A 17,338-nucleotide genomic window follows, 5' to 3' on the forward strand; every position below is an offset into this window, starting at 1 on the left:
CCAGAATGGAAAAAATCCATAACATTTGATTGCGCCGTTTCAAAGTGGTAAAGAAAGAATACCAGTTGGCGGGACATGCATGGAGGAGAGGGCGGTGACGCAGCCGATCAAGTTTCTGGAGCCGCGTGCGAAGGTCGTCGCAAACCGTGACCGCATCATATCCGATCTGAAGGATATCTTGCCGGAAGACTGTCTTGTGCATGAGCCTCGCGAACTCGTGCCTTTCGAAACCGACGCCTTCGTTTCCTACCGCCGTCTGCCGCTCGCCGTCGCACTGCCGAAGACGACGGAGCAGGTGGCGGCAGTGATGAAATATTGTCATCGCTACGGCATTCCGGTCGTGCCGCGCGGCGCCGGCACCTCGCTGTCCGGCGGCGCTATCCCGCAGGAGGACGCGGTGGTGATCGGTCTTTCGAAAATGGCCTCGATCCTCGATCTCGATTTTTACAATCGCACCGCCCGGGTGCAGGCGGGCGTCACCAATCTTTCCATCTCGGATGCGGCCGGTGCGGAAGGCTTCTTTTATGCGCCGGACCCAAGCTCGCAGCTTGCCTGCACCATCGGCGGCAATATCGGCATGAATTCCGGCGGCGCGCATTGCCTGAAATACGGCGTCACCACCAACAATCTGCTCGGCGTGAAAATGGTGCTGGTGGATGGCACGGTGCTGGAACTGGGCGGCAAGCACCTCGACGCCGCCGGTTACGATCTGCTCGCTCTCGTCTGCGGCTCGGAGGGCCAGCTTGGTATTGTGACGGAAGCGACGGTGCGGTTGATCGCCAAGCCGGAAGGCGCACGACCGGTGCTGTTCGGCTTCGAAACATCCGAGGAGGCCGGCTCCTGCGTTGCCGATATCATCGGTGCGGGGATCATTCCAGTCGCCATCGAATTCATGGACAAGCCGGCCATCGAGATCTGCGAGGCCTTTGCCAAGGCGGGGTATCCGCTGGATGTTGGTGCGCTTTTGATTGTCGAGGTCGAGGGCTCCGAGGCGGAAATGGACGCCATGTTGGCCGATATCGTCACCATCGCCAGAAAACATGGCGTGAAAACCGTGAAGGAGTGCCAGTCGGCCATGGAGGCGGCGGCGATCTGGAAAGGCCGCAAATCCGCCTTCGGCGCGACGGGCCGTATCGCGGATTACATCTGCATGGATGGCACGGTCCCGCTTTCTCAACTTTCCCACGTGCTGAAAAAGACGAGCGAAATCACTGACCGGCTCGGCCTGCGCGTCGCCAATGTCTTCCATGCTGGCGATGGCAACATGCACCCGCTGATCCTGTTCAACGCCAACGACCCTGATGATGCCGCCCGCGCCGAGGAGGCGGGCAATGAGATATTGAAGCTCTGCGTCGATGCCGGCGGCTGTTTGACCGGCGAGCATGGTGTGGGCATCGAAAAACGCGATTTGATGCGCCACCAGTATGACGAGGCCGATCTTGCCCAGCAGATGGCGGTGAGGGCAGCTTTTGACGAGGGGTGGTTGATGAACCCGTCGAAGGTGTTTCCGCTGGAGGGGCGCAATTGAGGTACGTTAACTTACTTGCCTTGGAGGGTGCGGTTTACCCCCCTCTGCCCTGCCGGGCATCTCCCCCACAGGTGGGGAGATCGGCAAGACGCACCTACGTCGCTCTATCTCGGCCGATAAGAAAGGCGAGACCTTGCCGCAAGTCGATCTCCCCACCTGTGGGGGAGATGCCCGGTAGGGCAGAGGGGGGTATCTCTTGCTCTGAGCGCAGTCTCTCTTGCGCCAACCGCGCGACCCCATGCCCGGAGCACGCCACCCCATGCTGACCCCATACTCAGAAACACAGGCCGCCGATATCATCCGCGACCATGCCACCCGAAAAACCCCGCTGAAAATCATCGGTGGCAATACCCGTTCCGGTTTTGGCAACGCAGTCGCGGCAAATGATGCGCTCTCTTCCCGCGCCATGAACGGCATCGTCTCTTACGTTCCCGCCGAAATGGTCATGACCGTAAAGGCCGGCACCCCGCTTGCCACCGTCGAAGCCGCGCTTGCTGAAAACCGCCAGATGATGGCCTTTGAGCCGATGGACCATCGGCCGATCATGGGAACTGCTGGCGAGCCGACCATCGGTGGCGTCTTCGCCGCCAATGTTTCCGGCCCCCGCCGTTATGTGGCAGGGGCCGCACGCGACAGCCTGCTCGGCATCCGTTTCGTCAATGGCGGCGGAGAGATCATCAAGGCAGGCGGCCGGGTGATGAAGAATGTCACCGGGCTCGACCTCTCCAAGTTTCTGGCCGGGTCTTTCGGCACGCTCGGTTTCCTCACCGAAGTGACCTTCCGCGTGCTGCCGAAACCGCCGGCTGAAAAAACCGTGGTCGTGTCCGGTCTCGATGACGAGGCGGCAACACGCATAATGGCCGCGGCGATGGCAATGAGCGTCGAGGTATCAGGTGCGGCGCATCTGCCGGAAAGTGTTCGCTCCCGTTTCATCGATGGCGGATTGCCGGATGGCCCGGCAACCATCCTGCGGCTGGAAGGGCTTGCGGCATCAGTGGAAGCGCGCGTCCGCAAGCTGTTGTCGGTCATGGACCGGGTCGGGCCATGGGCGCTGCTGGAGAAAGAAGAGAGCGGCCTTTTATGGCGACAGGTGCGTGATGTCGTACCCTATGCCGGGCAGGGCGCTAAGCCGCTCTGGAAAGTCTCCGTCCCACCCGCCGCGGGCCACCGGCTTGTCGCGGCGCTGCGCATGGAAGCGGGCATCGATGCCTTTTACGACTGGCAGGGCGGTCTCGTCTGGATGCAGATGGAGGCCGACCCCGAGGCGGATTTGCTGCGCGGCGCCATCCGGGCGCTCGGCGGCGGTCATGCAACGCTGGTGAGGGCGAGCGATGCCGTGCGCGCCACGGTCGCAGCCTTCGAGCCGCGCCCGGCGGCAGAGGCCATCCTGTCGGCACGGATCAGGGAAAAGCTCGATCCGGCGGGTATCTTCAATCCCGGCAAGATGGCCGGAGCGATATAAGGGCGGTCTGAACCATGCAAACATCCTTCACGCCGCAACAGCTGGCCGATCCGCATGTGGCGGAATCCGAAAAAATCCTGCGCAAATGTGTGCATTGCGGTTTCTGCACCGCCACCTGTCCCACCTATGTCACGCTTGGCAACGAGCTGGACAGCCCGCGCGGCCGCATCTACCTCATCAAGGACATGCTGGAAAACAGCCGCCCGGCCGACCGCGAGGTCGTCACCCATATCGACCGCTGCCTCTCCTGTCTTGCCTGCACCACCACCTGTCCCTCCGGCGTGGATTACATGCATCTGGTCGATCATGCCCGCGCCCATATCGAACAGACCTATAAGCGCCCCTTCATGGATCGGCTGGTCCGCAATCTTCTGGTTGCCGTCCTGCCCCATCCCACGCGTTTCCGGCTGGCCCTGCATCTGGCCCGGCTGGCGCGGCCCTTCTCAGGCCTGCTTGCCAGGGTTCCGGCGCTGAAACCGCTGCAATCCATGCTGGCTCTCGCGCCCGCCGCAGTGCCTTCCGCCTCCGCTTCCGCCCGTCCGGGTGAACGGCCGGCCGAAGGCGAAAAGCGCGGGCGTGTCGCCATTCTCACCGGCTGCGCCCAGCCGGTGCTCGACCCCGGCATCAACGAGGCGACGCTGCGCCTGCTTGCGCGGCTCGGCATCGAGGTCGTGGTGCCGAAGGGGGAGGGCTGCTGCGGTTCGCTGGTGCATCACATGGGCCGGGAGGAAGAAGCGCTCGCCTCAGCCCGGCGTAATGTCGATGTCTGGACGCGGGAGATGGAGAGCGGCGGCCTCGACGCCGTCATCATCACGGCTTCCGGCTGCGGCACCACCATCAAGGATTACGGCCATATGCTGCGGCTCGATCCGACCTATGCGGCCAAAGCCGCGCGGGTCTCGGCGCTTGCAAAGGACATCACCGAATATCTCGCCACGCTCGATCTGCCACAAGGGCAAAGCCAGGGCCTGACGGTCGCTTATCATTCCGCCTGCTCCATGCAGCATGGCCAGAAGATCACGCTTGCGCCGAAACAACTCCTGAAGGCGGCGGGCTTCACCGTTCGCGATCCGGCGGAGGGGCACCTCTGCTGTGGCTCGGCCGGAACCTACAATATCCTGCAGCCGGAAATTTCCGCCAAGCTCAAGGCGCGCAAGGTGAAGAATATCGAGGCCACCCGCGCGGATGTCATCGCCACCGGCAATATTGGCTGCATCACGCAGATCGGAACCGGTACTGATATGCCGATCCTGCACACGGTGGAGCTTCTGGACTGGGCCTATGGCGGGCCGAAGCCGGCGCGGCTTTCGGTTTAGAACGTGGTGCGCTCATAGGGTAGTGATCCAGAGCGCCATAACGTGTGCCGCAAAGATTGGATCGTGAGTTTTCTTTATTCTCTCCTCATCCCTGTGCTTGTCACAGGGATCCAGCCAGCCCAAGTCCTTGGGCTGAAAAGGCTTTCCCGCCGCGCAGACGCGCGTCGGCTGGATTCCTGTGACAAGCACAGGAATGAGGGAAGAGAGCTAGAACTTATACGCCACGCCGAAATTCACCGCATTGGTGATGATATCGGTCTTCAGCGACGCGCCATTGTCGATATCGACGTCGATAAAGGAATAGGTGCCCTTGTATTCCACGAAGGTCGACCAGTTGTCGGTGATGCGGTAGCTGAGGCCGGCCTGTGCCTGCAGGGTGGCGCCGCCAAACTGGTATTCGAAGGTCCTGCCCGACGGACGGTTCACTTCCACATGCGGCACGTTGATGCCGACGCCGGCGCCCACATAAGGGGTGATCGGCAGGGATTCCAGCGGAAAGCGGTAGAGCGCGTTGAGCGTCAAAAGGTTCAGGCCATCAGTGAATTCGAAATGCGACCAGCCGGAGCGGGCAAGCGTCTGGTCGTCGGCATAGACCTTGTCATGGGTGAAATCGAGCGAGATACCGAAATTGTTGAGCCGGCCCTCTTCGAACCAGTAGGTGCCGCGCACGCCCCAATAGGGCGGGCTGGAAAACGACTTGCCTTCCCATCCGGCTCGGAAATCCGGTCCGTCGGAAACCGTCACATCGCTGTGCGGGGCGCTTTGCCAGCCGCCATAACCGGAAATTTCGAATTCGCCTGCGAGTGCGGCAGAGAAGGAAACGCCGCTGAGGAGCAGGGCGCAGACAAAAGAAGTGTGGCGCGGCATGGAGAGAATCCAGATTGATATCAGAAATCCACCAAACCGTTTTTTGATAACATTTGAATGACAGAAACGAAAAACGGGCGGTCAGCTGACCACCCGTTTTAAGGCCGTTCCATCATCTCCTGAGAGAGGTCCGGCGCCTGGCGTCCCCCGCCAAGTCTCGTCGAATGCTTCGTTCGATTGAATTGTGCCGGATTGTACCGCGCAAAGGCGGCAATTCAAGCGGATAGGCGGCCACGCCGGCCATGGAGCGACCGGAATGGCACAACCGTTGCCGTCATATCACAATGACCCGCGTTCCGACGTTTACGCGCTCATAAAGATCGGTGACATCCTCATTGCGCATGCGGATGCAGCCGGACGAATTGTTGCTGCCGATTGTCCAGGGCTGGTTGGTGCCGTGAATGCGGTAAAGCGTGGAGCCGAGATACATGGCGCGTGCGCCCATCGGATTGGCCGGGCCGCCTTCCATGAAGGCCGGCAGGTAATGTCCCTTGGCCGCCTCGCGGGTGATCATTTCCTTCGGCGGGGTCCAGCTCGGCCATTCTGCCTTGCGGGTCACCTTATGGGTTCCGGCCCATTCGAAGCCGGGCTTGCCGACGCCGACGCCATAACGCCGCGCCTTGCCGTCGGCGAGCACGAGATAGAGAAAGCGGTTCGGCGTATCGATGACGATGGTGCCGGGTTTTTCATTGGTCTGGTAAGCGACGATCTGCGGCAGGAACTGCGGCGCGATCTGCGTGCGCACCGGCGCGTTGGGTCGCACGGCGGCGTTCTGCACCCGCGCCGGGCGCTGCGATGTGACGCCGGAGCTGGGGCGCTGGGGCATGGCGACCTGGCGCTGCTGGAAGAATGGCTGGCGTGCGGCAGGCGCGCGTGGATAAACCACCGGGCGGACATTGCCGCGGCCACCCAGCTGCGTAACCCACGGTGCGGAAAGGTCCGGGCTGACGACGATCGGCGGGCGCTCGCGATAACGCTCATTGGCCATGGCGGCCGGCACGGCGAGGGTGGAAACGAGGCTCAGCGCCAGAAAAACGGACTTCATCGTCATCGGGTGGACTCTCTCTGCGGTATGCCGCAACAATGGAAATGGCGGGAATATTGTCCCGCATTGCCGGACACGTTCGCACCTCGACGCCAGCGAATCGTAAATGGCTGTTCATTAAAAAGCCCTTGATTAGGGAAAGCTGGATTTAAGGTTAGCGCCTGGTTTTGAAACGTGGTGAATGAGTGGTAAGTGCGCAGCTTCCAACGGTCACCGGCGGGAGCGGAAAAGGGTTGTTGCGGAATGAGTGAAGCGGGACTTGAAACCGGTGCGGATGGCCGCGTGCGGTGTTTCTGGCAGCAGGGGCTGGAGGATTACAGCCGATATCACGATGAGGAATGGGGTTATCCCGTCACTGACGATCGCCGGCTGTTCGAGAAGATTTGTCTGGAAGGTTTCCAGTCCGGGCTTTCCTGGCTGACGGTTCTGCGCAAGCGGGAAGCTTTCCGGCTTGCCTTCGCCAATTTCGAATTCGAAAAAGTGGCTGAGTTCGGCGAAACCGATATCGAGCGCTGCGTTGTGGACAAGGCCATCATCCGCCATCGCGGCAAGATCGTATCGACCATCAACAATGCCCGCCGCGCTCTGGAACTGCGGGACGAATTCGGCTCGCTTGCCCGATATTTCTGGGGTTTCGAACCCGCCGCCGCAGAAAGGCCGCAAAGGCTGGACTATGCGACGTTAAGGGCCAACCCCACCAGCGCCGCCTCTATCCGTCTTTCCAGGGATTTGAAGAAGCGGGGCTGGACCTTCGTCGGCCCGACGACCGTCTATGCATTCATGCAGGCCATGGGTATGGTCAACGACCATATCGAAGGCTGCCATTGCCGCCAGCCGATCGAGGCTCTGCGGCGGGAGTTCATACGTCCATGAAGGCAACGTCCCTTCTTCTGGCTTTCACCATGACTGTGGCCGCCGTGCCGCATCCGTCATTCGCGGAAAGCCGCAATGTCGATGGCATCTGGCTGGATGATGGCGAAAAGCTGAAGGAAGTGGCCCTGCCGCCGTCCGGACCGCTGACGCTGGATGGCTGGACCCGGCGCGGGCGCGGCGATGTCTATCGCCTGAAGGTGAAGGCCGGGCAGACGGTGAAGATCGAGCTCGCCGCCTCCAGTGAATTCGTCCTGATGGCGGTCTTCGATTTTTCGACGCCGGATGAGGATGCGATCTTCTTCAGCGATTCCGGCGGCAAGATCGCCACGCTGACGCCGAAGGCGGATACCGAATGGTTGATCCGCCCGACCCTCATTCTGGGGTCGCCGCGCCGTGGCCTCGGCGCGCATTACACGTTGACGGTCAGCACCGGGACATAACGGCGCGCCCTCAGGCCGCCTGTGTCAGCACGATCAGGCCGAAACTGAGAACACCCAGCAGCACCAGCGACAGGCTGGCCGCGAGAATGACCTTGCCACCGGCATGGCGAAGGCTGCGAATATCGACCGAAAGACCCAGCGCCGCCATCGACATGATGGTGAGGATGTTGGAGAGCGAGGCGACGGGGGAAAGCAGAACTTCGGGGATGAGTCCGAAGGAACGGGCCATGATCATCAGCACAAAGCCGATGATGAACCACGGAACCATCTGCTGCAGCTGCAGGCGTCCCTTGCCGGACTGGCCATGGATGACGGAAAGCGTGGCGATGACAGGCCCCAGCATCAGCACGCGGATGAGCTTGACGATGGTGCCGGTTTGTACGGCCACGGCTCCAAGCGGCGCGGTGGCGGCCAGAACCTGCGGCACGGCATAAACAGTGAGACCAGCGAAGATGCCATATTGGGTGGCATCGAGGCCGAGGAGCTGCGGCAGGAACGGCATCAAAAGCACGGCGGCGACGCCGAGAACCGCAGTGAAGGCAATCGATGCGGCGACATCTTCCGGCTTCGCACCAATGGCGGGCGCAGCGGCGGCGATGGCGGAATTACCGCAGATGGAATTACCGCAGGCGATCAGCGTTGCGAGCTTGGGGGGCAGGCCCAGCATTCGCCCGGCGGCATAGCTGACGATCAGCGACAGCGCGACGATCAGCGCGATGCCGCCGATCAGCAGCCCGCCGGCACCCTTGAGGATGGCAAGGCTGAGGGACGCACCGAGAAGCGCCACGGCGATTTCGAGCAGGGTCTTGGCACTGAATTTGATGCCGGCCGAAGCGACCGCCGGCAGCGACACCAGCGACCGCAGAAGCGTCCCGATCAGAATGGCCAGCACCAGATCGCCAAGCCATGCATGGCCGGCCAGCCGCACCTGAAAACGCTCGGCCAGAATGGCGGCGCAGCTGACGGCGGCGCAGAGCAGGATGCCCGGCAGAAGCGGGGTGAGCCAACGAAGGGAAAACTGAAAAGGATGGGTGAGGGTGCGATGCTGTGCCATGGCCAGACAATGCCGTAGCCGCCTGTTTTATTCTATCAAATAATATGGCATATATTATTCGATAAAATCGAATGAAAAGCCATGACGTTTGAACAACTCCGCATCTTCATCGCCGTCGCCGAACGGGAACATCTGACGAGGGCCGCAGAAGCCATCGGCCTGACGGCTTCCGCCGTCAGTTCCGCCATCAAGAATCTCGAGGCGTTTTATAATGTCGAGCTGTTCCATCGTGTCGGCCGCAACATCGAACTGACCGAAAGCGGCCGGGTATTTCTGGGCGAAGCAAAGGCGACCTTGGCACGTGTGCGCAATGCCGAATTGATTCTCTCGGAAATGGGCGGCCTGACGCGCGGCGAAATCACCGTCTGCGCCAGCCAGACCATTGCAAGCTACTGGCTGCCGCCGATCCTGATGCAATTCAAGAAGCTCTATCCCGGCGTGACTGTTCGGCTCGATATCGGCAATACCAAGACGGTCACGCAGGCGGTGCTGGACGGTCTGGCGGAGGTCGGTTTCATCGAAGGCAGGATCGATGAGCCGACATTGCTGGTGCAGCCCGTCGTGTCCGACAAGCTTCTGGTCGTCACCGGCTCTGCCCATCCCTTTGCCGATGGCCGTTATCTCACAGCACTCGATATGCTCTACGGGACATCCTGGGTTCTGCGCGAGCAGGGCTCCGGCACGCGCTCCGCCTTTGAAGCGGCGGTGCGGCAAATGGGCGTCGAGCCGGGCGATCTGTCCGTCATGCTGGAATTACCGTCCAACGAGGCGGTGGTGATGGCGGCGCGTTCCGGCGGGGCCGCGACGGCAGTTTCCGCCTCGGTCGCGTCACTGTTTTTGCGGCAGGGTTTGCTGGTCCGTTCGGGCATCGATCTGCCCGCCCGCAACTTTGCCCTTTTGCGCCACAAGGAACGCCACACCAGCCGCGCGGCCATGGAGCTGGAGCGCCTCAGCCGGGCGGCATCGGAGGACTACAAGGCCGGTCTTGCGGGGTTGTAATGGAGTGTCGCAGCCGGGCAGGGCGGCGTTCACACGTTGTCGTTGGATAGGAAGGCTGCCACTTGTTTCTTCTCCCCGCCGGGGAGAAGGTCGCGGCAGCGGGATGAGGGGGCAAGGGTAGATATATTCGGCAACGTTGCCCCCTCATCCGACACTTCGGGCCACCTTCTCCCCGGCGGGAGAAGAAAAAGTTGAGCGCCGCAGCCGGCGCTCCCCTTCAACAATAGCAATCACTTGCCCTTGGATTTCAGCCAGGCCTTCATCATGGCGATTTCGCCTTCCTGCGCCTTGATCACCTCTTCTGCCAGTTTGCGGATTTCCGGGTCCTTGCCATATTCGAGCTGGACCTTGGCCATATCGATTGCGCCCTGATGATGCGGGATCATGCCGCGCACGAAATCGACATCGGCATGGCCGCTGTAATCGATGGCCATATCGCCATGCATCTTCTTGCTGGCTTCCATGAAAGCCTTGGTGGAATCGGTTTCGCTTGCGGCACCCTTGGACATGCTGTGCCCGGCATGACCGCCCGCTTCCTGTGCGAAAACGGGCATGGCTAAGACGGCCGCGAAAGCGGCGGCGAGCGTGATGGTCTTGATAGACATGGATTATCCTTCCTGTGTCTGACGGATTTTTCGATGGATTGACTGGAAAAATCTGGTGTCAGGCGCGGGGAGGCGGCAGCGGTGGCGCGAAAGCCTTGCCGTTAAAGAGAATGCCACGCTGCGGCTTGGGGTAGTCGAAGATCATCCGCCCGGCATCGGCGAAGATCGTTTGCGGAACCACGATCAGGCAGGCAGCGCAGGATCCGGGATGCGCAGCGTCATCGCCATGTGGGCAGCAATCGCCCATGCCGGATTTATGAGCTTTGGATATATCCTGCCCATGGGTCTCGGCATTGATGTCCTGATTTCCGGTATGGTTTGAATGGCCATTGTCATGGCTCATCGCGGGTTGCGATGAAACGGCCATGCCCGCGCCCACCGGCATGCTCATCGCCATCTGCGCCGGCATTGCACCGTAAAGCAGGCAGGCAAGAAACATCAAAGTGCGGATCATCAGGCGCATGGGGCGAATTTACCGCGAAAATTGTGGAATAAGCATGACGGTCAGGTGAGTTCACGCGCGATGACGTGATGCATGATGCGGTAATCCCTGCTTTCCTCGCCGAAGGGGGCAAGCGGCCATTCCCACGCGGCGGCGGGTGAGGAAACATCGATGCCATGCAGCAAATCCTCGTGCTGCTGCAGGCTGCCATCCCTGCCGATGACATCGAAGGATGTGTCCGTTACCAGGCAGGCCTTGCAGGGCAGCCCGGCCAGCGCATCGAGATGCGTCTGAATGAGTTTCGCCAGCAGATCATCCGGCGCATTCGTGATCTTCTCGCGCTCCAGCCGGTGGTGCGCGCCGGTGCCGATCTGCGACAGGAGATTGGCTGAAACGACGAGATCGAGATAGGGCACCCGCCGCAGGAAATCGAGCGGTTCCGCCTGTCGGCCGGCGAGAACGTCGTCAAAACCGGAAAGATCGCGGTTGGCGATGCGGACGTTCTTTTTGGCATTGAGGCGCAGTTTTGCCTGCACGCTGGCGAGATGCACCAGATCAACCAGAACGACGGTATCGAACATCGCCACCAGCGCACCATAGGGCACATCGCGCAGCAGGCCCGATCCCAACACCACTGCCGTCCGCTTTTGTCGCAGCTTTCGGGCGGATTGCAGCACGAATTGCCGGCTGTTGTCCTCATGCTCCGCCCATGCCCTGGCGCAGCGGTTGGCGCGTGCCCACAGGTTGACGGAATAGCGGATATGCGGCCGGAATTCTTTCGGCGTAACCGCGCGGGTGGCGGCATATTGCAGGGCTTCGAGGATCATGGATGCCTAACGGTAGATTTCACGGCGATGACCGATTTCGACCACCAGCACGACGAGCTTGTGGTCCTGTATATCGCAGATGATGCGATAATCGCCTACCCGGTAACGCCAATAATTGCCGAGTTCGGAGCCTTGCAGGGCAGCACCTGTCTGCCGGGGATTGTCGAGCGCCGCTACTCTCTCTTGAAGGAAAGCGCGGATACGCTGACGGGTCCGCGGATCGATTTTCCGCATCTCTTTCTGAACAAGAACATCGTATTCAATTGTCCAGATCACGCCAGAATTCCTCGGCGCTTATCACCTTTGATTCACCGCGCTGGATGCGCCGCGTCGCCTCTTCGGCGAGATAAAGATCTTCCATATCGTCGATATGCTTCTCGATCGCCTCGCGAATGTAATAGGCGGAGGTGCGGCCGGTGCGTTCGGAAAGCGCTTTCAGCCGCTCATAGGTCTCATCCGGCAGGCGAATGGCCGTCTGTTTGCTCATTGCTTGCGTCCTTTCCGACTAAAATGGGATACATGCATCCCATATAGCATCGCTTGGCCTGCGCTGCCAGTAAAACCAAAGCCTTTGCGGCTTGCCGCACCGGGCTTCATCCTCTAATACACCGGCATAATTTCAGGAAAATATCGGATCGGCATCATGAGCGAAAAAGCAAAAAAGCCTCAGAAACTGAAAGCCCGCCTGCCGCGTGGCTTCGTGGACCGCTCGGCTGCCGATATCCATGCCACCAATGAGATGATCGAGAAGATCCGCAGGGTATATGAGCTTTATGGTTTCGATCCGATCGAAACGCCGCAGTTCGAATATACCGATGCGCTCGGCAAGTTCCTGCCGGACAGCGACCGTCCGAATGAAGGCGTTTTTTCGCTGCAGGATGATGACGACCAGTGGATGAGCCTGCGCTACGATCTGACCGCGCCGCTCGCCCGTCATGTCGCGGAAAACTTCAACGAAATCCAGCTGCCATACCGCACCTATCGCGCCGGTTACGTCTTCCGCAATGAAAAGCCCGGCCCCGGCCGCTTCCGGCAGTTCATGCAGTTCGATGCCGATACGGTGGGCGCTGCCGGCGTGCAGGCGGATGCCGAAATGTGCATGATGATGTCCGATACGCTGGAAGCACTGGGCATTGCGCGGGGTGACTATGTCATTCGCGTCAATAACCGCAAGGTGCTCGATGGCGTCATGGAAGCCATCGGTCTCGGTGGCGAAGACAATGCCGGCCGCCGCCTCAACGTGCTGCGCGCCATCGACAAGCTCGACAAGTTCGGCCCTGAGGGCGTGAAGCTGCTGCTCGGCCCTGGCCGCAAGGACGAGTCCGGCGATTTTACCAAGGGTGCAGGTCTTGGCGACGAACAGATCGAAAAAGTGCTGTTTTTCGTCGGCATCAAGGATTATGCGGCAAGCGCCGACGATCTGGCGAAACTCGTGGCGGGCACCTCGAAAGGCGGGGAAGGCGTTGATGAACTGAACATCATTGGCGCCTTGGTCACCAGTGCCGGTTACGATGCGACGCGCATCAAGATTGATCCTTCCGTCGTGCGTGGTCTCGAATATTACACCGGCCCGGTCTATGAGGCCGAACTGACCTTCGATGTCACCAATGAAAAGGGCGAAAAGGTCGTGTTCGGCTCGGTCGGCGGCGGCGGTCGTTATGATGGCCTCGTTTCGCGCTTCATGGGCCAGCCGGTTCCGGCGACCGGCTTCTCCATCGGCGTCTCGCGCCTGATGACGGCGCTCAAGAACCTTGGCAAGCTCGGTCAGGTCAAGCCGCTTGCTCCGGTTCTCATCACCGTCATGGATGGCGATGTGGAAAGCATGGGCCGTTACCAGCGCTTCACCCAGGCGCTGCGCGCCGAGGGCATCCGCGCCGAAATGTACCAGGGCAACTGGAAGAAATTCGGCAACCAGCTGAAATATGCCGACCGCCTCGGCTCCCCCATCGCCATCATCCAGGGCGGTGACGAGCGCGCCGAAGGCGTGGTGCAGATCAAGGATCTGATCGAAGGCAAGCGCCTCTCCGGCGAGATCGAGGACAATGCCAGCTGGCGCGAGGCGCGTGTGGCGCAGGTCAGCGTGCCGGAGGCTGAAGTGGTGGCGAAGGTCCGGGAGATTCTTGAGCATCAGGCAGAGGACGTTCGCCGCGCCGCCGAAGGGCGCTGAGGCCATGGCGATCCTCGCGCTCGACCATGTTCAACTGGCGATGCCGGCGGGCCGCGAAGAAGAGGCGCGCGCTTTCTATGGCGGCCTGCTGGGTTTTACGGAGCAGGCAAAACCTGCCAATCTGGCCGTGCGCGGCGGCTGCTGGTTCACCTGCGGCCCGATAAAACTGCACCTCGGCGTCGAGCAGGATTTCTTGCCGGCGCGCAAGGCCCATCCGGCCTTTCTGGTCGACGATCTGGCTGCCTTGCGAAAAACACTTGAAACAGCAGGCTGCCATGTGGTTGAGGATGAGCCGCTTGAAGGGTATCACCGGTTTTATGTCCATGATCCCTTCGGAAACCGCATCGAAATGATGCAGCCGCTCGAACCGTGACGAAAAGTACCGTTCCATGCCCCTGATCGACATGCCGGAATTTTCCGGAGAGCTACTGGAAGAATTCGCCGCGCGCCGCACGAGCCGTGTGAACACGCCGGTCATCCAGCCCGCCGAACCCTTTCTGGATATGGCCGGCGAGGATCTGCGCCGCCGTATCTTCATGACGGAGAGCGAAACGGGGACAAGCCTGTGCCTGCGCCCCGAATTCACCATTCCGGTCTGCCTGCGTCATATCGAGACGGCGACTGGTACGCCGAAGCGTTACTCCTATCTCGGTGAAGTCTTCCGCCAGCGTCGTGAGGGTGCCAACGAGTTTTATCAGGCCGGTATCGAGGATCTCGGCGATACCGATATCGCCGCCGCCGATGCTCGTGCCGTCATCGATGCGACAGGCATTCTGCAGCGCCTTCTGCCGGGCCGCTCGCTTGCAGTCACGCTGGGCGACCAGCAGGTGTTCGAGGCGGTGGTTGCCGCCCTCGGTCTGCCGCTCGGCTGGCAAAAGCGGCTGGTGCAGGCCTTTGGCGACATGGCGCAGCTGGACGCGCTGCTGGAAAGCCTCGTGCATCCCAAGCCCATGACGGGGCTTGACGCCCGCGTCGCCGGCCTGCTGGCGACGGGTGACGAGACTGTGCTGGTCGATTATCTCGATACGGTGATGCAGGAGACGGGTTATTCCACCAATGCCAGCCGCTCGCCGCAGGAAATCGCCCGCCGTCTGCGGGAGAAACTGGCGCTCGCGGCAACGCGGCTGCCGGATGAGAGTTTCGAGCTGCTAAAACAGTTCCTGGCCCTTCAGGCACCCTTGCCGCAGGCCTCGCAGGTCCTTGGCGATTTTGCCGCAAAGGCGAAGCTGAAGCTCGACGGCGCGCTCTCCGCTTTCGACAAACGTGTCGCGGCGCTCGCCAATGCCGGCGTTGATCTCCAAACCGTCACCTATGGCGCGGCCTTCGGTCGTCCACTCGATTATTACACCGGCCTTGTCTTCGAGGTGGTGGAAGCGGGCGGTGATAGCGTGCTGGCCGGTGGTGGCCGTTTCGACCGGTTGCTGACGCTGCTCGGCGCGCAGGAAAAAATCCCGGCCGTGGGCTTTTCGCTCTGGCTGGATCGCATCGAAGCGGTGCGCGGGAGCGATAAGCCATGATCACCATCGCATTGCCCTCCAAGGGCCGGATGAAAGAAGATGCCTCTGCCGTTCTGGAACGCGCCGGGTTGAAAGTCGCGCCTGTCGGCAATGACCGCTCCTATCGCGGCCGCATCGAAGGACGCGAGGATATCGAGATCGCCTACCTGTCGGCCTCGGAAATCGCCCGCGAAATCGGCGCTGGCACGGTGGATTTCGGTGTCACGGGTGAGGACCTTGTGCGCGAGGGGCTGACCAACGCCGATGCGCAGGTGGAATTCTGCGCCCGCCTCGGTTTCGGCCATGCCGACGTCGTGGTCGCGGTGCCGGAAATCTGGCTGGATGTGGACAGCATGGCCGATCTTGGCGACGTGGCGTCTGAGTTCCGCGCCCGGCATGGCCGGAGACTGGCGATCGCCACCAAATACTGGCGGCTGACGCAGCAGTTCTTTTCGCGCCAGCATGGCATCCAGCTTTACCGCATCGTCGAAAGTCTTGGCGCCACCGAAGGCGCCCCGGCTGCAGGCCAGGCGGATATCATTGTCGATATCACCTCCACCGGCTCGACGCTCAAGGCCAACCATCTGAAAATCCTCTCGGACGGCATCATCGTTCGCTCGGAAGCCTGTTTCGTCCGCGCCCGTAAACCGGAGCATGAGAATGATGCGGCGGTTCACGAGATTGCCTCGCGCATAAAAGCGGCGCTCTGAGATTGAAAACAAAAAAAGCCGCCGGATCGCTCCGGCGGCTTTTTTGTTGGTTGTTTTATTCGGCTCAGGCGTGGGCCAAAGCCGCGCCGCGCTTGGCGTCGACGGAATAGGCGCCCGGGCCGAAGGCGGCGAGCAGGATGTAAGCGCCGGCAAGGGTGATGTTCTTCATCAGCATGATGCCGTTCAGTGCATTGATCCAGCCGAGAGCCGGGTCAGGCCAGCCGGGAACGGCAACGGTGCCGCTGTGGAAAACCAGGCCGGTGAAGACGCAGAAGGCGGCAAGCGCCCAGGCGGCGATCTTCGTCTGGAAGCCGGCGAGGATGGCAAGGCCGGCCAGGAGTTCGAAGAGACCTGCGAGATAGGCTAGTATTGCGGCGGCGGGCAGGCCTGCACCGGCAATCATGCCGGAGGTGCTGGAGGCATCGGTAAGCTTGCCGAAGCCGGAATAGATGAAAATGAAGGAAAGCAGAATGCGGGCGATGAGAACGAGAACGTTCTGGCTGCTGGTCATGGATATCTCCGGTAGATGATCGGCGTTTCGCCGGTTAGCTGCAAGGCAATGTCTGGAAATATCAATGGCCGAAATTCATCCGCCCATAAAGATGAACAATAGAAGACAAATTGTCTTCATTTTGTGAACGAAGCTCAGTCGCGTGATGTTACTGTTTAGGCGGCGAAGCGAATATCTTCGAAACGCGGAAACAGGAACAGCCCGGAAATCCGGCCCTGCTGACCCTCTTCGAAACCGGAGGATTCGCCCATGCAGATGACCGGCTGCCGCATTGTGGGCAGGATGGAGACGCCGGTCGAAAAACAGAAACGTGAGGCTGCGGTGGAAGCCTGCTCGAAAAGCTCCAGCACACGGGCATGGTCGCCGCGATCATAACGGCGGATCAGACTGAGCAGACCACATTCGCCCGGCGGCAGGCCGTGCATGAAAGACGCGTGTTCACCAAGCCGGAGGACGCCGCTCGAAAGATCACTGTTCCATTCTTCTGAAATGAAGAAATGCGACAGGGTTCGCGGATCGGGCATGGTCGCCGCGGCCATAGGCAGAGCATCGTTGCGTCTTGATATTTCGAACAAATCGCGCCCCCGCATGAACATCGTGCCGGCGCCGCTGTTTCCGAGCTTCGCCGCCAGGTCGAATTTTCACCGCCATCCGCAGTCGAACGTTTTGCCAGGCATTGAAACCCCTTCAATGCGTGCATCCAGTCGCGGCACCCTTATGGGGGGTGACTTATAGTTTATTTTCTTCCACCTACAACAACCGCTTAGTGAGAAAATCAAAAATATTATGTATTCCTTCATCGTAATCGCGAAATATATGAAAAAAGACAACTAATCGTCGCACTTATAGGCTTGATGAAGCGGAAATCCGGTCTGTCAGCGATGGTGATTCGCCTTCTTGATGTCCGATTATTGCATGGGCCATGGAAAATAATTCGGCTAAATTAGCCGCTGTCTCAAAAAGAGACAATATTTTGAGCCAGTGCCGGACATCCCG

At 60.6% G+C, this 17,338-nt stretch carries 20 protein-coding genes; 10 read left to right on the forward strand and 10 right to left on the reverse strand.

Annotated elements, in window-relative coordinates:
* The first annotated feature begins 79 nt into the window (after window positions 1–79).
* From PL640_RS02785 to glcF, 3 genes are all read left to right on the forward strand, one after another.
* Window positions 80–1,528 carry an FAD-linked oxidase C-terminal domain-containing protein gene (locus tag PL640_RS02785; RefSeq protein WP_405049185.1) on the forward strand — a complete coding sequence of 483 codons (1,449 nt, stop codon included), beginning with the start codon at window positions 80–82 and terminating at the stop codon, window positions 1,526–1,528.
* 259 nt (window positions 1,529–1,787) lie between these two features.
* Window positions 1,788–2,990 (forward strand): glycolate oxidase subunit GlcE, encoded by a 1,203-nt coding sequence (gene glcE / locus PL640_RS02790; protein WP_271360725.1) that lies wholly within the window; start codon window positions 1,788–1,790, stop codon window positions 2,988–2,990.
* A gap of 14 nt (window positions 2,991–3,004) precedes the next feature.
* Window positions 3,005–4,306, forward strand: a complete 1,302-nt coding sequence (gene glcF, locus PL640_RS02795; RefSeq protein ID WP_271360726.1) for a glycolate oxidase subunit GlcF — start codon at window positions 3,005–3,007, stop codon at window positions 4,304–4,306.
* Window positions 4,307–4,513: 207 nt separating this feature from the next.
* On the opposite strand, the gene PL640_RS02800 is transcribed toward glcF, so the two are convergent.
* Window positions 4,514–5,173, reverse strand: a complete 660-nt coding sequence (locus PL640_RS02800) for an outer membrane beta-barrel protein (protein ID WP_271360727.1) — start codon at window positions 5,171–5,173, stop codon at window positions 4,514–4,516.
* A 274-nt stretch (window positions 5,174–5,447) separates the two neighbouring features.
* On the reverse strand, window positions 5,448–6,224 hold the full coding sequence (locus PL640_RS02805; protein WP_142839154.1) for a L,D-transpeptidase: 777 nt from the start codon (window positions 6,222–6,224) through the stop codon (window positions 5,448–5,450).
* Between the two features lie 237 nt (window positions 6,225–6,461).
* Between PL640_RS02805 and PL640_RS02810 the strand changes: the two genes are divergently transcribed.
* The gene (locus tag PL640_RS02810) at window positions 6,462–7,091 is read left to right on the forward strand and encodes a DNA-3-methyladenine glycosylase I (protein ID WP_271360728.1); all 630 of its coding nucleotides are present in this window, start codon (window positions 6,462–6,464) and stop codon (window positions 7,089–7,091) included.
* Window positions 7,088–7,531: a hypothetical protein gene (locus PL640_RS02815; protein ID WP_271360729.1), complete on the forward strand. Its 444-nt coding sequence runs from the start codon at window positions 7,088–7,090 to the stop codon at window positions 7,529–7,531. The genes PL640_RS02810 and PL640_RS02815 overlap by 4 nt, the downstream gene beginning before the upstream one ends.
* Window positions 7,532–7,541: 10 nt before the next feature.
* On the opposite strand, the gene PL640_RS02820 is transcribed toward PL640_RS02815, so the two are convergent.
* Complete coding sequence (locus PL640_RS02820; RefSeq protein WP_262516616.1) at window positions 7,542–8,585, reverse strand: YeiH family protein; 1,044 nt, start codon at window positions 8,583–8,585, stop codon at window positions 7,542–7,544.
* Between the two features lie 81 nt (window positions 8,586–8,666).
* On the opposite strand from PL640_RS02820, the gene PL640_RS02825 reads away from it, so the two are divergent.
* Window positions 8,667–9,584 carry a LysR substrate-binding domain-containing protein gene (locus tag PL640_RS02825; RefSeq protein ID WP_271360730.1) on the forward strand — a complete coding sequence of 306 codons (918 nt, stop codon included), beginning with the start codon at window positions 8,667–8,669 and terminating at the stop codon, window positions 9,582–9,584.
* Between the two features lie 230 nt (window positions 9,585–9,814).
* Here PL640_RS02825 and copM read toward each other — a convergent pair whose 3' ends face one another.
* Genes copM through relB form a run of 5 tightly spaced genes read right to left on the reverse strand, consistent with a single transcriptional unit; the run spans window position 9,815 to window position 11,945 of the window.
* Window positions 9,815–10,189, reverse strand: coding sequence for a CopM family metallochaperone (gene copM, locus PL640_RS02830; RefSeq protein WP_271360731.1), 375 nt, complete (start codon window positions 10,187–10,189; stop codon window positions 9,815–9,817).
* A gap of 58 nt (window positions 10,190–10,247) precedes the next feature.
* Window positions 10,248–10,652, reverse strand: coding sequence for a hypothetical protein (locus PL640_RS02835; protein ID WP_271360732.1), 405 nt, complete (start codon window positions 10,650–10,652; stop codon window positions 10,248–10,250).
* A gap of 41 nt (window positions 10,653–10,693) precedes the next feature.
* A complete protein-coding gene (locus PL640_RS02840; RefSeq protein ID WP_271360733.1) occupies window positions 10,694–11,458 on the reverse strand; it encodes a hypothetical protein in 765 nt (254 codons plus the stop codon).
* Between the two features lie 6 nt (window positions 11,459–11,464).
* Window positions 11,465–11,734 (reverse strand): type II toxin-antitoxin system RelE family toxin, encoded by a 270-nt coding sequence (locus PL640_RS02845; protein ID WP_271360734.1) that lies wholly within the window; start codon window positions 11,732–11,734, stop codon window positions 11,465–11,467.
* Window positions 11,718–11,945, reverse strand: coding sequence for a type II toxin-antitoxin system RelB family antitoxin (gene relB / locus PL640_RS02850; protein ID WP_271360735.1), 228 nt, complete (start codon window positions 11,943–11,945; stop codon window positions 11,718–11,720). The genes PL640_RS02845 and relB overlap by 17 nt, the downstream gene beginning before the upstream one ends.
* Window positions 11,946–12,101: 156 nt before the next feature.
* Here relB and hisS point away from each other — a divergent pair, with 156 nt between their 5' ends.
* From hisS to hisG, 4 genes are read left to right on the forward strand one after another with little or no spacing between them, the layout of a single operon-like run.
* Window positions 12,102–13,625, forward strand: coding sequence for a histidine--tRNA ligase (hisS, locus tag PL640_RS02855; protein ID WP_271360736.1), 1,524 nt, complete (start codon window positions 12,102–12,104; stop codon window positions 13,623–13,625).
* A gap of 4 nt (window positions 13,626–13,629) precedes the next feature.
* Window positions 13,630–13,998 (forward strand): VOC family protein, encoded by a 369-nt coding sequence (locus PL640_RS02860; protein ID WP_271360737.1) that lies wholly within the window; start codon window positions 13,630–13,632, stop codon window positions 13,996–13,998.
* Window positions 13,999–14,014: 16 nt separating this feature from the next.
* On the forward strand, window positions 14,015–15,142 hold the full coding sequence (locus PL640_RS02865) for an ATP phosphoribosyltransferase regulatory subunit (RefSeq protein WP_271360738.1): 1,128 nt from the start codon (window positions 14,015–14,017) through the stop codon (window positions 15,140–15,142).
* Window positions 15,139–15,831 carry an ATP phosphoribosyltransferase gene (gene hisG, locus PL640_RS02870; protein ID WP_271360739.1) on the forward strand — a complete coding sequence of 231 codons (693 nt, stop codon included), beginning with the start codon at window positions 15,139–15,141 and terminating at the stop codon, window positions 15,829–15,831. Before PL640_RS02865 ends, hisG begins: the two co-directional genes overlap by 4 nt.
* A gap of 64 nt (window positions 15,832–15,895) precedes the next feature.
* Here hisG and PL640_RS02875 read toward each other — a convergent pair whose 3' ends face one another.
* Window positions 15,896–16,342, reverse strand: coding sequence for a DoxX family protein (locus PL640_RS02875; RefSeq protein WP_271360740.1), 447 nt, complete (start codon window positions 16,340–16,342; stop codon window positions 15,896–15,898).
* Between the two features lie 155 nt (window positions 16,343–16,497).
* Entirely contained in the window at window positions 16,498–16,932 is a 435-nt protein-coding gene (locus PL640_RS02880; protein WP_271360742.1) for a hypothetical protein, read from the reverse strand.
* Window positions 16,933–17,338: the final 406 nt, after the last annotated feature.

Source organism: Agrobacterium sp. ST15.16.024 (genome assembly GCF_027956545.1).
In the GTDB taxonomy this organism is placed as follows: domain Bacteria; phylum Pseudomonadota; class Alphaproteobacteria; order Rhizobiales; family Rhizobiaceae; genus Agrobacterium; species Agrobacterium cucumeris.

Coding starts and splice junctions, on each gene's coding strand:
- PL640_RS02785 (WP_405049185.1), top strand. CDS start 80: ATGGAGGAGAGGGCGGTGACGCAGCCGATCAAGTTTCTGGAGCCGCGT.
- glcE (WP_271360725.1), top strand. CDS start 1,788: ATGCTGACCCCATACTCAGAAACACAGGCCGCCGATATCATCCGCGAC.
- glcF (WP_271360726.1), top strand. CDS start 3,005: ATGCAAACATCCTTCACGCCGCAACAGCTGGCCGATCCGCATGTGGCG.
- PL640_RS02800 (WP_271360727.1), bottom strand. CDS start 5,173: ATGCCGCGCCACACTTCTTTTGTCTGCGCCCTGCTCCTCAGCGGCGTT.
- PL640_RS02805 (WP_142839154.1), bottom strand. CDS start 6,224: ATGACGATGAAGTCCGTTTTTCTGGCGCTGAGCCTCGTTTCCACCCTC.
- PL640_RS02810 (WP_271360728.1), top strand. CDS start 6,462: ATGAGTGAAGCGGGACTTGAAACCGGTGCGGATGGCCGCGTGCGGTGT.
- PL640_RS02815 (WP_271360729.1), top strand. CDS start 7,088: ATGAAGGCAACGTCCCTTCTTCTGGCTTTCACCATGACTGTGGCCGCC.
- PL640_RS02820 (WP_262516616.1), bottom strand. CDS start 8,585: ATGGCACAGCATCGCACCCTCACCCATCCTTTTCAGTTTTCCCTTCGT.
- PL640_RS02825 (WP_271360730.1), top strand. CDS start 8,667: ATGACGTTTGAACAACTCCGCATCTTCATCGCCGTCGCCGAACGGGAA.
- copM (WP_271360731.1), bottom strand. CDS start 10,189: ATGTCTATCAAGACCATCACGCTCGCCGCCGCTTTCGCGGCCGTCTTA.
- PL640_RS02835 (WP_271360732.1), bottom strand. CDS start 10,652: ATGCGCCTGATGATCCGCACTTTGATGTTTCTTGCCTGCCTGCTTTAC.
- PL640_RS02840 (WP_271360733.1), bottom strand. CDS start 11,458: ATGATCCTCGAAGCCCTGCAATATGCCGCCACCCGCGCGGTTACGCCG.
- relB (WP_271360735.1), bottom strand. CDS start 11,945: ATGAGCAAACAGACGGCCATTCGCCTGCCGGATGAGACCTATGAGCGG.
- hisS (WP_271360736.1), top strand. CDS start 12,102: ATGAGCGAAAAAGCAAAAAAGCCTCAGAAACTGAAAGCCCGCCTGCCG.
- PL640_RS02860 (WP_271360737.1), top strand. CDS start 13,630: ATGGCGATCCTCGCGCTCGACCATGTTCAACTGGCGATGCCGGCGGGC.
- PL640_RS02865 (WP_271360738.1), top strand. CDS start 14,015: ATGCCCCTGATCGACATGCCGGAATTTTCCGGAGAGCTACTGGAAGAA.
- hisG (WP_271360739.1), top strand. CDS start 15,139: ATGATCACCATCGCATTGCCCTCCAAGGGCCGGATGAAAGAAGATGCC.
- PL640_RS02875 (WP_271360740.1), bottom strand. CDS start 16,342: ATGACCAGCAGCCAGAACGTTCTCGTTCTCATCGCCCGCATTCTGCTT.
- PL640_RS02880 (WP_271360742.1), bottom strand. CDS start 16,932: ATGCGGGGGCGCGATTTGTTCGAAATATCAAGACGCAACGATGCTCTG.